The organism is Pseudomonas sp. SZ40, from assembly GCF_052958135.1.
Genome location: NZ_JBQWIF010000002.1, coordinates 126,568 through 141,869 on the forward strand (window position 1 = coordinate 126,568; position 15,302 = coordinate 141,869).

The following is a 15,302-nucleotide window of genomic DNA, read 5'->3' on the forward strand; positions in this document are numbered from 1 at the left end:
GAGTGTGTATGGGTGATCGGCACGACTATGTCGCCCTGGAGTGGGTCAAGGGCGAAATCGCGGAAACCCTGAAGCAGGCGCGACAGGCTCTGGAGGCGTTCGTCGAGAATCCGCAGGATTCGACACGCATGCGTTTCTGCCAGACCTATGTGCATCAGGTTCACGGCACCCTGCAGATGGTCGAGTTCTTCGGCGCGGCATTGCTCGCCGAGGAAATGGAGCACCTGTCCCAGGCGCTGATCGATGGTCGCGTGGCCAATCAGGGCGAGGCGCTGGAAGTGCTGATGCAGGCGATCCTGCAACTGCCTATCTATCTGGATCGCATCCAGACCGCCCGCCGCGATCTGCCGATGGTCGTGCTGCCGTTGCTCAACGACCTGCGCGCTGCGCGGGGCGAGAAGCTGCTGTCGGAAACCAGCCTGTTCTCTCCCGATCTGTCCGCCCGCGCCTCCGCTCTTTCGCCTGAGTCGCTGACCCAACTGCGTACCGCCGAGCTGCCAGCCTTGCTGCGCAAGCTTCGGCAGATGCTGCAGGTCGCGCTGGTCGGGGTCATCCGCCAGCAGGATCTGGGCACCAACCTTGGCTACATGGCGCGGGTTTTCGCGCGCCTGGAAACCCTGTGCAAGGATTCGCCCCTCGAGTCGCTCTGGCAGATCGCATCGGGCGTGGTCGAAGGGCTGTCCAATGGCAGCGTGGCCAACGGTACGTCCGTACGCACGCTGTTGCGCCAGGTCGACAAGGAACTCAAGCGTCTGACCGAGCAGGGCGCCGATGGCATCAACCAGCCGGCGCCTGACGAACTCACCAAGAACCTGCTGTTCTATGTCGCCAAGGCGTCGCCACAGTCACCGCGCAACCGCGTGCTGCGAGATCGCTACAGCCTCGACGACGCGCTGCCTGATCATGATGTGGTCGACGAGGAACGCGCTCGCCTGGCTGGTCCTGACCGCGATGCGATGCGCTCGGTGGTTGGCGCGCTGTGCGAAGAACTGGTTAGGGTCAAGGACAGCCTCGACCTGTTCGTGCGTAGCGACCGTGCCAAGGTTGCAGATCTCGAGGCGCTGCTGGTGCCTCTCAAGCAGATCGCCGATACCCTCGCCGTGCTCGGCTTCGCCCAGCCGCGCAAGGTCATCGTCGACCAGCTCGATGTCGTGCGTGCCCTGGCGCAAGGTGCTCAGGAACCCAGCGATGCGGTGCTGATGGACGTGGCCGGTGCGCTGCTTTACGTCGAGGCCACACTGACCGGCATGGTCGGCCAGAACGACAGCGGCAAGCGTGAGGAAAGCCACCTGCCGACCACCGACGTGGGGCAGATTCACCAGCTGGTGATCAAGGAAGCGCGCAATGGCCTCGAACAGGCCAAGGACGCGATCATCGAATTCATCGCTTCGCAATGGAACCACGAGCACCTGGCCCGCGTGCCGGAACTCCTGACCCAGGTGCGTGGCGGGTTGGCAATGATCCCTCTGGATCGCGCCGCCGCTCTGCTCAACGCCTGCAACCGCTACATCCAGGAGCAACTGCTGGCCCGCAAGGCGGTGCCGAACTGGCAGAACCTCGATACCCTGGCCGACGCCATCACCAGCGTCGAGTACTACCTGGAGCGCCTCTCCGAGGATCACGCGACTCAGGGCGACCTGATTCTCGATGTCGCCGAGGAAAGTCTCGCGGCACTCGGCTATCCGCTGCAGGAAAAACCGTCGATTCTCGATGCCGCATCGTTCGACGAAGAGCCCGCGCCGCTGGATGACCCGCTGCACGATATCGATGTGCTGGCCGCGCCGGTTCTCGACAGCGTCGTTGAAGAGCCCGCACCGCGTAGCGATGAAGCACCGCTCGCCGAGGCGCTTCCAGCCGATGAGCCAGCGCTCGAGCTTGGCGACCCCGACACGGCTTTTACTGCTGACGACAGCTCATCGGTGGCCGACGACAGCTGGCCGCAGAGTGATGACGCCCAGCCCCAGGCGCCGCTTGCCGCCGAGCCCGAGGCGGCTTGGTCTTCAGCCGCGCAAACTGCCGATACCGAAGAGCAGGATCATCCCCGCGCCGATGCACGGGCATCGGTGGCCGATGACAGCTGGCCGCAGGACAACGACGAGTTGCCTCGGACCGTGCTCTCTGCCGAACCCGAGACGGCGCCGCCGACCATCGATCTTGGCGATCTGGATGAAGATCCTTACGCCGATGCGAAGGCCTCGATCGCCGACGACAGTTGGTCGCTGGACGACAGCGACCTGCTCGTCGACGAGCCAGACCGCTCGCCTTTGACCCTGGATGACGCGGCGCTTTCCGCAGCCGAGCCTGTGGATCTTGGTGAACTCGACGCCCTGTCTGGCACGGATCGCAAGCCGTCGCTGGCCGATGATGGTTGGTCTTTCGATCTCGACGAGCAATCGTCCGGCCTGTCGCAAACGCCTGACCTGCAGCAGCCACAGGGCGCGGCAGAGGATACGCTGTGGTCGCTCGAGGAACTGGAGACTCGCCTCGATCTGGTCGATATCGATCGTCCAGCCAATGAGCTGCCCGCCCTGGATCTGCCTTCAGAGGGCTTCGAAGAGCAGCCGCTGGAGCTCGAATCGCTGGATCTCGATACCGACACTGACGTGCAGTGGGACGACGTCGATCTGGCCGATCTGCAACTGCCGGAAGTCGAATTGCCCGGTATGCCCGAGCCTGCCGTGCTCGAGGCGCCTGTCGCGGACAAAGCCATTTCCATGGCCGACGTGATGGCCGCTCCGGTGCAGGCGATCAATCCGCCAGCGCTGGATGTGCCGCCAAGCCTGCTGCCGCCGCCTGCCGACGAAGAACCTATCGATGAAGAGCTGCGTGAAGTCTTCATCGAAGAAGCGGGCGAAGTTCTGGAAACCATCGCCGAGTTCCTGCCGCGCTGGTGCGCCGACACCGAGGACCGGGAAGCGCTGATCGAAGTGCGTCGTGCCTTCCACACCCTCAAGGGCAGTGGCCGCATGGTACGTGCGCTGGTCATCGGCGAGCTGGGCTGGTCGATAGAGAACCTGCTCAACCGCGTGCTCGACCGCAGCATCCAGCCGGGTGCCGAGGTCCAGCAGGTCATCGGTCAGGTCGTCGCTCTGATGCCTGAGCTGGTCGATGAGTTCGCCGCTCAAGCCCAGCGTCAGCGTGATGACGTGGACCGCCTGGCCGCCGACGCGCATGCGCTGGCCAAGGGGCTTAGCCTCCCAAAGCATGACGCCCCGGCTGCCGCGGTAGCCGAGCCCGCGGGCGAGATCGAGGCTGCCGCTGCCGTTGTCGATGAAAGCGAGGTGCTGGATCCGCAGTTGCTGGAGATTTTCCGCAACGAGGCGGAAACCCACCTCGAAACCCTGTCCGCGTTTCTCGATGACTGCGCACGGGAGCTGCCGCAGCCGGTGACCGATGACCTGCAGCGTGCCCTGCATACGCTCAAGGGCAGTGCCTACATGGCCGGCATCCTGCCAATGGCCGAAGTCGCGGCGCCGCTGGAGAAGATGGTCAAGGAGTTCAAGGCCAACCTGCTGCCGCTGGATCTGGCCGAAGCCGAAGTGCTGGTCGAAGCCCAGGCGCTGTTCCGTCAGGGGCTGGCGCAGCTGGAAAGCGATCCGTTGCGGCCGCTTCCCGGTACCGAGGCGTACCTGGAGCGCGTGCAGCAGTTGCATGACAAGCGTATCCAGCATGCCGAGAGCCAGCGCCAGGATGTACCGGGCGAAAGCCGCGATCCGCAGCTGATCAGCATCTTCCTCGCCGAAGGCATGGATATCCTGCTGGATGCCGAAGATTTGTTGCGCCGCTGGCGCGAGCACCCCTCCGAACGTCAGGAGCTCAGTGCGCTGCTGGAGGAGCTGACGACCCTCGGCCGCGGTGCGGAAATGGCCGAGCTCCCGCAGATCGACGAACTGTGCGAGGCACTGCTCGATCTTTACGGTGCGGTGGAAGACGGCAGCCTGGCGGTCAGCGAGCGTTTCTTCGATGAGGCCGAGCAGGCCCACGAAGCCCTGGTCAGCATGATGGATCAGGTCGCGGCCGGCCTCGAGGTCAGTGCCAGCCCCGAACGCGTCGCCGCGTTGCGGGCCCTGTTCGATGAAGCGCTCGATCCCGCCAAGCTGGCACTGCTCTCTGGAGACGTGCCCGGTTTGCAAGTGGTCGAGCTCGATGAAGCCACCCGTGCTCTGGAAGAATCTCTGGGCGTCGATGCGGCCAATGACGAGAGCAGCGATTCGACACTGCCAGTCGATGCAGCCGACGACGAACTGGTGTCCATCTTCCTCGAAGAAGCCGTGGACATTCTCGACAGCGCCGGTCTGGCCCTGGAACGCTGGTTGGCGGAGCCGGACAATCGTACCGCGCTGTCTTCACTGCAACGTGACCTGCACACCCTCAAGGGCGGGGCGAACATGGCCGGGGTGGTGCCGATCGGCGAGTTGGCCCATGAGCTCGAAGCGCTTTACGAGGGGCTGGTAGATCGTCGCTATGGCGTATCGCCCTTCGTCACCGACAGCCTGCAGCAGGGCCATGCCCTGCTGGTCAGCATGCTCAACAGCCTGCAGCAGCGCCAACCCGCGCAGCATGCGGATGAGCTGGTCACGGCGATTCGTCAGTTCCGCCAGCGTGGCGGGCAGGACGAGCTGGCCGTGGAGACGCATGTGCCGCCGTCGCCAGAGCCGCTCGATGCGTTCGAACCGCAGCCTGAAGACACTGCGCCGATCGAGCCCTACGACGCGCCGCTCATCGAGCCATTGAACATGGCTGACAACGTCCAGCCCGCAGAGCCGCTGCAGCCTCAGCAAGCTGCGGTGAGCGACGATCGTGATCCGGAACTGGTGGAAATCTTCCTCGAAGAGGGTTTCGACATCATCGACAGTGCCGGCGCGGCGCTGTCGCACTGGATGGATGACGTCGACAACAGCCTCGACCTGGAATCGCTGCAGCGCGATCTGCACACCCTCAAGGGTGGTGCGCGGATGGCCGAAATCCGCGAGATCGGTGACCTGGCCCACGAACTGGAGTTCCTCTACGAGGATCTCGGCAATGGCCGTCTGCGCGCCAGCCCCATGCTCTTCGAGCTGTTGCAGGCCTGCCATGACCGCCTGGCGGAGATGCTCGATGCGGTGCGTGCCCATCGCCCTGTACCCGGTGGCGACGAGTTGATCGAAACCATCCGCCGCTTGCGCGCCAACCCCGACGAGCAGCTCAGCATGCCCACCGCGGTACCGTTGCGTGCGGTTCACGACGAGGCGTTTGATAACGAGGAGGACATTCTCGATATCTTCCTCGAAGAAGCAGACGAATTGCTCGAAGCGATGGAAGCAGGCATCGGTCGTTGGGAAGAGCGCCGTGACGACACGGGCGCCATCGATGAATTGCTGCGTGTGCTGCACACCCTCAAGGGCGGTGCACGCCTCGCCGGGCAAAAACACCTGGGTGACCAGAGCCACGACCTGGAACAGCACCTCACCGAAGCCCAGATCCAGGGTGCGCCCTGGCCGGAAAGCCTCTACCTCGACGTGCAATCCGGTTTCGAGGGGCTGCAGAAGAGCCTCGACGAGTTGCGCCTGCGTCTGCAGAAACAGCCTGTGGATGAGCGCCCCGCGGAGCCGGAGCAAGCCCCCGTTCGTGCGGTGACCTCCATCGTTGCCGCCAGTGAGCAGCCTGTCGCGCACGCCCAGCATCGCGTGCTGCCTTTCGTGCAGCGTGCCGAGGCGGCCGCTGAAGAAGCGGCCTCTCGCCGTGCGCCGCAGGAGCTGGTCAAGGTGCCGGCGGATCTGCTCGAGGGCCTGGTCAACCTGGCGGGTGAGACTTCGATCTTCCGTGGGCGTGTCGAACAGCAGGTCAGTGACTTCGGCTTCACGCTCAGCGAGATGGAAGCCACCATCGACCGCGTGCGTGATCAGTTGCGCCGTCTCGATACCGAGACCCAGGCGCAGATTCTCAGCCGTTATCAGGCCGAGGCGGAGCGCGCTGGCTACGAAGATTTCGACCCGCTGGAAATGGACCGCCATTCTCAGCTGCAGCAGTTGTCGCGAGCCCTCTTCGAGTCGGCTTCCGACTTGCTGGATCTGAAGGAAACCCTGGCGTCGCGTAACCGCGACGCGGAAACCCTGCTGCTGCAGCAGGCGCGGGTCAATACCGAGTTGCAGGAAGGGCTGATGCGTACGCGCATGGTGCCTTTCGATCGTCTGGTGCCACGCCTGCGGCGTATCGTTCGTCAGGTCGCCAGCGAACTGGGCAAGCAGGTCGAGTTCATCGTCGGCAACGCCGATGGCGAGATGGACCGCACGGTGCTGGAACGTATCGTCGCACCGCTCGAACACATGCTGCGCAACGCCGTCGACCATGGCATCGAGAGCACGGCTGCACGCCGCGATGCCGGCAAGCCGGAGCAGGGCAGCATCCGCCTTGGCCTGTCCCGCGAGGGCGGCGACATCGTGCTGACCCTCAGCGACGATGGCGCCGGTATCAACCTCGACGCCGTCCGTCGCAAGGCCATCGAACGCGGCCTGATGGACGCCGGTGCCGATCTCAGCGAACACGAGATTCTGCAGTTCATCCTCGAGGCCGGTTTTTCCACTGCCGAAAAGGTCACGCAGATTTCCGGGCGTGGCGTCGGCATGGATGTGGTCAACGCCGAGGTCAAGCAACTCGGTGGTTCCATGAGCATCGACTCGGTCGCTGGTCAGGGCACCACGTTCCGCATCCGTCTGCCGTTCACCGTATCGGTCAACCGCGCGCTGATGGTGCTCTCCGGCGAAGATCTGTACGCCATCCCGCTGAACACCATCGAAGGTATCGTGCGGGTTTCGCCCTATGAACTGGAGGCCTACTACGGTCCGGACGCGCCGCGTTTCGAGTATGCCGGCCAGGCCTACGAGTTGCGTTACCTGGGTGACCTGCTGAACAACGGTCAGCATCCCAAGCTGGTTGGCCAGAGCCTGCCGTTGCCGGTGATCCTGGTTCGCTCCAGCGAGCACACGGTGGCGGTGCAGGTGGACTCGCTGGCCGGTTCGCGGGAGATCGTGGTGAAGAGCCTGGGGCCGCAGTTCGCTGCGGTGCACGGTATCTCCGGCGCGACCATCCTCGGCGACGGCCGCGTGGTGGTGATTCTCGACCTGCTGGCGACCATCCGTGAGCTGCATGCGCATCTGCAGTATCAGGTTCGTCCACGACTGTCCGCCGACGCTGGCGCGGCGCTCGAGGCCGAAGTGGAGCGTCCGACCCTGGTCATGGTGGTGGATGACTCGGTGACCGTACGCAAGGTCACCAGCCGACTGCTGGAGCGTAACGGCATGAACGTGCTGACCGCCAAGGATGGGGTCGACGCCATCGCCCAGCTTCAGGAACATCGCCCGGACATCATGCTGCTGGACATCGAGATGCCGCGCATGGACGGTTTCGAAGTCGCCAACCTGATCCGTCACGATGAGGGGCTGAAGGATTTGCCGATCATCATGATCACCTCGCGTACCGGTGAGAAGCACCGTGAGCGCGCCGTGAGCATCGGCGTCAACGAATACCTCGGCAAGCCCTACCAGGAGTCGCTGTTGCTGAGCGCCATCGAAAAATGGGCGAAACGCCCATGAGCGAACAGAGCGCAGCACGCATTGCCGTGATCGCCGACACCTCGCTGCAGCGCCACGTGCTGCAGCAGGCGTTGAGCAGCAACGGTTATCAGGTGGTACTCAACAGTGATCCGGCACGGCTCGATGACGCTGCGCTGCAGGCCTGCGAGGCCGAGCTGTGGCTGGTCGACCTGGCTCAGTCCGATGATCTGCCGCTGATCGATGCCTTGATGGAAGACTCCAGGGTGCCAGTGCTGTTCGGCGAGGGCCATGCGCCCGAGCGCAGTTCAGAGCATTACCCGCGCTGGGAGCGGCGTCTGGTCGGCAAACTGAAAAAACTGGTTGGAGATCCGGCTCTGGCGGCAGGCGCAAGCCTGGAGGGTGTGCTCGCCGAGGCGCAACGCCCCGGGCGCGTCGAGCTACCGGCGGTGCTGGCCAATACCCCACTGCAAGTCGGCGAGCCCGCCAAGCAGGTGTGGTTGCTGGCGGCATCTCTGGGGGGGCCAGCGGCGGTGAAAGCTTTTCTCGATGCCCTGCCTGGCGGTTTGCCGGTGGGGTTTCTGTACGCCCAGCATATCGATCCCAGCTTCGAGACGACGCTGCCTCAGGCAGTGGGTCGGCACAGCCAGTGGCGTGTCGGCACCGTGCGCGATGGCGACAGCGTACGTTGCGGTGAGGTGGTCGTGGTGCCGGTCAGCAACGAGCTGGCTTTCGCCGACGACGGAGCCCTGCAGGTCACGGCACGGGCCTGGCCCGAACCCTACAGCCCGTCGATCGACCAGATGATGCTCAACCTGGCGCAGCGCTATGCAGCGTGCAGCGGCGTCATCGCGTTCAGCGGCATGGGCAGCGACGGCAGTGCGGCCGCTGCCTACGTGAAGCGTCAGGGCGGGGTGATCTGGACGCAGCGCGCCGATAGCTGCGTGTGTTCGAGCATGCCTGACAGCCTGCGCGAGGGCGGTTACAGCAGCTTCAGCGCCGATCCACGCGAGCTGGCCGCTGCGCTGGTCGACCATCTCGCCGAGCAGTGCCGCTGACCACGTGTGCCTTTCTTCCAATGAATTCGCTGCATAACAGGATGTCTTCATGAGCCAAGCCGTCGTTACCCAGAACAGCGTCAGCAGCCTAACCGGTCTGGTCGTGCCGCTGGCCGATCGCACGCTGCTGCTGCCCAACGTGGCCGTGGCCGAGCTGATTCCCTACCGTGCCCCGCCAGCGATGGCTGGCCTGCCTGACTGGTTTCTCGGTCAGGTAGCCTGGCGTGACCTGCGCCTGCCACTGCTGTCTTTCGAGGCGGCCTCCGGCGGCCAGGCGGCAGTGGGGGACGGGGCCCGTATCGCCATCCTCAATGCCCTCGGTGGACGCCCGAACGTCAAGTTCATCGCCTTGTTGGTGCAGGGCATTCCTCGCTCGCTGCGCGTTGCCGAGGACCTGCCGCGTGCGGATGTGCCGCTGGCCGCCCTCGAGCTTGCAGCGGTGAAGGTGGATGATGCGGTGCTGCGCATCCCCGATCTGGAAGGGCTGGAGCAATTGCTGGCCGATGCCGAGCTGATCTGAGTCGTCAGCTCATCGAGTGAACTGCGCTCGCGGGAGCGTGCGCTCCCGAACCGCTCGGCCTTGGCGTGTGTTCAACTCTCGGGGCTTCAGTCGCGACGCGGCAGCATCGCTCTGAGCACCCCGTCGCGCAGCCGATAGTGGTGCCAGAGCGCCATGAACGTGTGCCCCAGAATCAGTGCGAACAGCAGGTACTTGGCCGTCAGGTGAAACTGGCGGGCAAGTGCTCTTGCGCCATCGGAAAGCGGCAACGGGTCGATTTGCACCAGCCAGAACAGCTCCACCGGGCGTCTGCCGAACAGCAGGCCGCTCAACGGCATCAGCAGCAACAACAGGTAGAGCGCTATGTGGCCGGCCTTGGCGGCGCGGCGCTGCCAGATCGCACTGTCGCGCAGCAGGTGCGGGGCACCGTGGCGGGCGCGTACCAGCAAGCGCACCACGGTGAGCAGGAGAATCGTCAGGCCCAGGGACTTGTGCAGCGTGAACACGCCACCAGTGCCGCCCAGCAAGTCCGCGACCAGATCCTGGCCATAGGGCAGAAACAGCGTGCAGAGCACCAGCAGGGCGGTAAGCCAGTGCAGGCCGATCTGGGTGCTCGAATAGCGATGCTTCATGGTTCCGCCTCTCATCAGGCACCCGCTGCGTGCCAGCTCTCAGCGCGCGATCATACCCATTTGGCCAGACGTTTTTTGTGGTTTTGTCGTCATTGATTGATAGCGGCTGTAGGCCCGTTCTGTCAAAGAAACAGTCCGGTTTTCGACGAGGTCACGTGCAAACCCTCACCCATTGAGGGCTCAGAAATCGCCCCAGAGGTGCTGGGCTACCGCCAGCGCTGCCACCGGCGCGGTTTCCGTGCGCAGCACGCGCGGCCCCAGGCGCGCGGCATGGAAACCGGCGCCCTGTGCCTGTTCCACCTCTGCGTCGCTCAGGCCACCCTCAGGGCCGATCAGAAATGCCAGGGATCCTGGTCGGGCATGGCTGGTCAGCGGTTCGGCGACCGGGTGCAGCACCAGTTTCAGGTCGGCCTGGCTTTGCTGCAGCCACTCGTCCAAAGGGATGGGCGCATTGATCAGCGGTATCACCGAGCGTCCGCATTGCTCGCAGGCGCTGATCGCCACCTGCCGCCAGTGCGCCATGCGCTTGTCGGCGCGTTCATCCTTCAGGCGCACCTCGCAGCGGGCGCTGACGATCGGACTGATCACCTGGGCGCCCAGCTCGGTGGCTTTCTGGATGGCCCAATCCATGCGCTCACCGCGAGACAGGCCCTGGCCCAGATGAATGTGCAGAGGCGACTCGGCCTGCCCGTCGAGCTGCTCACGCAGTTCGACACGTACGCTCTTCTTGCCGACCTCGATCAGTTCACCGCGAAACTCCTGGCCGCTGCCATCGAACAGTTGCACCGCATCGCCCGCAGCATGGCGCAGCACGCGGCCGATGTAGTGGGCCTGGGCCTCCGGCAGCTCGTGCTGACCGAGGGTAAGAGGGGCATCGATGAAGAAACGGGAAAGGCGCATGGCGGTAACGGGTATGGGCTAAGGGTGGCCAAGCATAACCGGGTGGCGTTTTTTCTGCAGGCCGTCAGGGCGTTTGCACATCGCTGCAGGCCATGCTGAGACGGTCGTGCGCCTCTACGGAGGCGGCCGTCTGGCATCGAGGGTTGCGGTGATACGCCCATAACCCATAGGGTAAAAAAAGAACGGCTCTGCTCCCGGGCTGCATTCCCGGGGCGCTTCAACACGGCAGGGCTGGTTAAGGGGCGGGTGGCTCACTCGTACGCACGTCAGGCTGGGGAGACCTGTTGCCGTGCATCGTCGTGGGCGCTGCAGCCTGCCCCGATCCAAGGGCGGAGTATCCGCCGTCACATTCCACGCATAGGGAATAATAATGAAAGTGCAACGTACCGGATTATCGTTGATGGCGCTGAGCGCCAGCGTTCTGGCCATCTCCACCGCGCAGGCGAGCCAGGCCGAATCCAAGGGGTTTCTCGAAGACAGCACGCTGGATCTGCTGACCCGCAATGTCTACTGGCACATGGACCGCCATGCGACGGGCGCCCAGGACAACCGCGAGTGGGGCCAGGGGTTTCATCTGAACTACAGCTCGGGCTATACGCAGGGCACCGTCGGCTTTGGCGCCGATCTGAACGCCTACATGGGCATCAAGCTGGACAGCGGTCGCGGGCGTTCGGGGTCCGGGCTGCTGCCGGTGGATTCGGCCACCAGTCGTGCCGACGACGAATTCGGCTCTCTGGGCGGGGCAGTGAAGATGCGCCTCTCCAATTCGGAACTCAAGTACGGGCAGTTGCGTCCCTACAATCCGGTCATCGCGGTAGCCGACGCCCGCCTGGTGCCCGCCACCGCCACCGGTTTCCAGCTGACCAGCGCCGAGATCGACGGGCTGATCATCGACGCCGGTCATTTCACGTCGTCCAGGGATTTCAATCAGGCCGGTAGTCGCGACGGCTTCTACAGCACCTACGCGCCAGGCGTGGAAGGCGGCAATGTCGATTATCTGGGCGCCAGTTGGTTAGCCAGCGATGCCTTGAGCTTCAGCGCCTACGCCTCGCGCTATGAAGACCTGTGGCGCCAGTACTACGGCAATGCCATCTACAACCTGCCGCTCAGTGACGAGCAGGCACTGAATGTCGATTTCAACATCTACCGTACGCTGGACGAGGGCAAGTCCGTGGCTGGCGACATCGACGTCACCGCCTGGTCGCTGGCAACCGCCTACTCGGTGGGCGCACACACCTTCACCATCGCCCACCAGCGGGTTCATGGCGACCAGCCGTTCGACTACCTGACGCTTGGCGGTGGTGGCGCGCAGGATTCCATCTACCTGGCCAACTCGTCGCAACTGGTCGACTTCAATGGCCCGGGCGAGCGTTCCTGGCGGGCCACCTACGCCATGGATCTGGCCAGTTACGGGGTGCCGGGGCTGTCGTTCTACGTCTCGTACATCCGCGGCGACAATGTCGATGGCAGCAAGATGGATGCGTCCAGCCCTTACGCCTATTACGCCGACAACGAGAAGCATTGGGAGCGTGACGTGAACGTGCAGTACGTGGTGCAGAGTGGCGCGGCCAAGGATCTCAAGTTCCGTCTGCGTCAGGCGACGCACCGCATTTCCGGAACTTCGGATGTGGACTCCGACCAGGTGCGCTTCATCGTCGAGTATCCACTGAGCGTGCTCTGAGCGCGACATGACGGCAGGCGGGGCACCCCCGCCTGCCGTATCGCTCAGCCCGGGTCGCGGAAGCCCGGGTAACGGGTATCGCCCGTCGCCACGCTGACCGAGGTGCGAGTGGCCAGGTCGATGCCTTCGCTGGCAACGTCGGCGAGGAAGTCGATCTGCTCTGCGCTGATCACGTAGGGCGGCAGGAAGTACACCACGCTGCCCAGCGGCCTCAGTAGCGCACCGCGGGTCAGGGCATGCTGGTACACCTGCAGGCCCCGTCGCTCCTGCCAGGGGTAGGCGACCTTGCCGGCCTTGTCCTGAACCATCTCGATGGCCAGGGCCATACCGGTCTGGCGTACTTCGGCGACGTGTGGGTGGTCCACCAGGTGAGCGGTGGCGCTGGCCATGCGCGCGGCCAGCGCCTTGTTGGCCTCGATCACACCGTCCTCCTCGAAGATATCCAGCGTCGCCAGCGCCGCCGCGCAGGCCAGTGGGTTGCCGGTGTAGGTGTGCGAATGGAGGAACGCACGCAAGGTAGCGTAATCGTCGTAGAAGGCGCTGTAGACATCATCGGTGGTCAACACCGCCGCCATTGGCAGGTAGCCACCCGTGAGGGCCTTGGAGAGCACCAGGAAGTCCGGCGTGATGCCCGCCTGTTCGCAGGCGAACATGGTTCCGGTGCGGCCGAAGCCGACGGCGATTTCGTCGTGGATCAGGTGCACACCATAGCGGTCGCAGGCTTCGCGCAGCAGGGTCAGGTAGATCGGGTGATACATGCGCATGCCGCCCGCGCCCTGGATCAGCGGCTCGACGATCACCGCCGCGACTTCGTGGTGGTGGTCGGCCAGGGTCTGCTCCATTGCCGTGAACATTGTCCGCGAGTGTTCTTCCCAGCTCACGCCGTCCGGGCGAAGGTAGCAGTCCGGGCTCGGCACCTTGAGGGTGTCCAGCAACAGTGCCTTGTAAGTGTCGGTGAACAGCGCCACATCGCCTACCGACATCGCCGCCACGGTTTCGCCGTGATAACTGTTGCTCAGGGTGATGAAGCGCTTCTTCGCCGGCTTGCCGCTGTTGAGCCAGTAATGGAAGCTCATCTTCAGCGCCACTTCGATGCCCGAGGAACCGTTGTCGGCATAGAACACCCGGTTCAGGCCCTCCGGGGTGATCCGCACCAGGCGCTCGGACAGTTCGACCACCGGCTGATGGCTGAAGCCCGCGAGCATCACATGCTCGAGAGTGTCGATCTGCGCCTTGATGCGATCGCCGATACGCGGGTTGGCATGGCCGAACACGTTGACCCACCAGGAGCTCACCGCGTCGAGGTAGCGCTTGCCTTCGAAGTCCTCCAGCCATACGCCTTCACCGCGGCGGATCGGAATCAGCGGCAACCGCTCGTGATCCTTCATCTGCGTACAGGGGTGCCAGAGAACCTCCAGGTCACGCTGCATCCAGTGTTGGTTAGTCATCGACGTGCTCTCTCAATCAACAGCGGGCAAGCCTATCAGATGCGGCAAGGCGACGTTTTGCTGCCGCAGCGCCCGCTGATCGGGGAAAACGACCGCTCGCGTAGAGGGTTTTGAACTCCGCCCGTGGGGGCTTCACTAATCTGGTTGACCAGCGAGCAGGTGCGGTATATATCGGTTTAGTAGATATTTCAAAGCAACAATTTCTGCTTTAAGTCGATAGGTTTGTTGCTAATCTCTGGACTCTCATCCCTTGGAATCAGGCCATGCAGTGGCGTAACTCAACCCTTCGTTACGGTCTCGTCAGCGTGTCTCTGCACTGGCTGGTGGCCATTGCGGTATTCGGTCTATTCGCGCTGGGTTTCTGGATGGTCGGCCTCAGCTATTACAGCACCTGGTACCAGACAGCCCCGAATATTCACAAGAGCATCGGCATTCTGCTGTTCGTGGTCATGGTCGCCCGTTTGTCATGGCGCCTGGCAAGTCCGCCACCACCTGCGCTGCCCGAGCATGGCCGATTGACCCGAGTGGCCAGCAAGCTGGGCCACAGCTTCCTTTACCTCGGCCTGTTCGTGTTGATGATTTCCGGCTACCTGATTTCCACCGCCGACGGTCGCCCGATCAGCGTGTTCGGGCTGTTCGAGGTGCCGGCAAGCGTGACCAGCATCCCCAATCAGGGCGATATCGCCGGGTTGATCCATGAATATCTGGCGTGGGCTATCGTGATCTTTGCTGCATTGCATGGCCTGGCTGCATTGAAACACCACTTCATCGACCGTGACCGCACCCTGTTGCGTATCTTCGGGCGTTGATCTTCAAGCCGTTTCGGCGTTGCCCCGCGGCGTCGTTCATTTCATCTCACAAGGAGTTTCCATGTTGAAGAAGACTTTCGCCGCACTGGCACTGGGCACCGCACTGTTGGGCGCTGGCCATGCAATGGCTGCTGACTACGCCATCGACAAGGAAGGCCAGCACGCCTTCGTCAATTTCAAGATCAGCCACCTGGGCTACAGCTGGCTGTACGGTACCTTCAAGGATTTCGACGGCAGCTTCAGCTTCGATGAGAAGAACCCTGAGGCCAGCAAGGTCAACGTCACCCTGAAGACCGAAAGCGTCGACACCAACCACGCCGAGCGTGACAAGCACATCCGTGGTTCGGACTTCCTCAATGTCAGCAAGAACCCGACCGCAACCTTCGCATCTACCGCCGTCAAGTCGACTGGCAAAGGCACCGCCGATATCACCGGCAACCTGACCCTCAACGGCGTGACCAAGCCGGTAGTGATCGCTGCCAAGTTCATCGGCCAGGGCGACGATCCATGGGGCGGCTACCGTGCAGGCTTCGAGGGCAGCACCAAACTGAAGCTGAAAGACTTCAACATCGAGAAGGATCTGGGTCCGGCTTCGCAGGAAGTCGAGCTGATCATCTCCGTGGAAGGCGTACGCAAGTAAGCCTGAACGCCGCATGAAAAACGCCGACCCTGGGGTCGGCGTTTTTTTGCCCGGCATTCCTGATACGCCAACCGCTGCCCTGATGGGCGCAGCGAAAAGCCCTACT

The 15,302-nt window shown here is 63.6% G+C and carries 9 protein-coding genes; 6 read left to right on the forward strand and 3 right to left on the reverse strand.

Translation table 11 applies throughout. The features are described from left to right. The first annotated feature begins 8 nt into the window (after positions 1-8). From ACT9T4_RS02545 to ACT9T4_RS02555, 3 genes are read left to right on the forward strand one after another with little or no spacing between them, the layout of a single operon-like run. Positions 9-7,571, forward strand: a complete 7,563-nt coding sequence (locus ACT9T4_RS02545) for an Hpt domain-containing protein (RefSeq protein WP_499115371.1) — start codon at positions 9-11, stop codon at positions 7,569-7,571. Further along, positions 7,568-8,587, forward strand: a complete 1,020-nt coding sequence (locus tag ACT9T4_RS02550; protein ID WP_042552523.1) for a chemotaxis protein CheB — start codon at positions 7,568-7,570, stop codon at positions 8,585-8,587. Before ACT9T4_RS02545 ends, ACT9T4_RS02550 begins: the two co-directional genes overlap by 4 nt. Before the next feature lie 49 nt (positions 8,588-8,636). Continuing rightward, on the forward strand, positions 8,637-9,107 hold the full coding sequence (locus ACT9T4_RS02555) for a chemotaxis protein CheW (protein WP_042552447.1): 471 nt from the start codon (positions 8,637-8,639) through the stop codon (positions 9,105-9,107). Positions 9,108-9,193: 86 nt separating this feature from the next. Here ACT9T4_RS02555 and ACT9T4_RS02560 read toward each other — a convergent pair whose 3' ends face one another. Both ACT9T4_RS02560 and ACT9T4_RS02565 read right to left on the reverse strand, forming a co-directional pair. Further along, positions 9,194-9,718: a cytochrome b gene (locus ACT9T4_RS02560; protein WP_499115374.1), complete on the reverse strand. Its 525-nt coding sequence runs from the start codon at positions 9,716-9,718 to the stop codon at positions 9,194-9,196. A 180-nt stretch (positions 9,719-9,898) separates the two neighbouring features. Then, positions 9,899-10,618 carry a 16S rRNA (uracil(1498)-N(3))-methyltransferase gene (locus ACT9T4_RS02565; protein WP_499115376.1) on the reverse strand — a complete coding sequence of 240 codons (720 nt, stop codon included), beginning with the start codon at positions 10,616-10,618 and terminating at the stop codon, positions 9,899-9,901. A 370-nt stretch (positions 10,619-10,988) separates the two neighbouring features. Between ACT9T4_RS02565 and ACT9T4_RS02570 the strand changes: the two genes are divergently transcribed. Further along, a complete protein-coding gene (locus tag ACT9T4_RS02570) occupies positions 10,989-12,299 on the forward strand; it encodes an OprD family porin (protein ID WP_499115378.1) in 1,311 nt (436 codons plus the stop codon). A gap of 44 nt (positions 12,300-12,343) precedes the next feature. Here the strand turns inward: ACT9T4_RS02570 and ACT9T4_RS02575 are convergent, their stop codons facing one another. After that, positions 12,344-13,747, reverse strand: coding sequence for an adenosylmethionine--8-amino-7-oxononanoate transaminase (locus ACT9T4_RS02575; RefSeq protein ID WP_042552443.1), 1,404 nt, complete (start codon positions 13,745-13,747; stop codon positions 12,344-12,346). A gap of 263 nt (positions 13,748-14,010) precedes the next feature. Here ACT9T4_RS02575 and ACT9T4_RS02580 point away from each other — a divergent pair, with 263 nt between their 5' ends. Further along, positions 14,011-14,556: a cytochrome b gene (locus tag ACT9T4_RS02580; protein ID WP_042552442.1), complete on the forward strand. Its 546-nt coding sequence runs from the start codon at positions 14,011-14,013 to the stop codon at positions 14,554-14,556. A gap of 61 nt (positions 14,557-14,617) precedes the next feature. After that, complete coding sequence (locus tag ACT9T4_RS02585) at positions 14,618-15,196, forward strand: YceI family protein (RefSeq protein WP_042552441.1); 579 nt, start codon at positions 14,618-14,620, stop codon at positions 15,194-15,196. Positions 15,197-15,302: the final 106 nt, after the last annotated feature.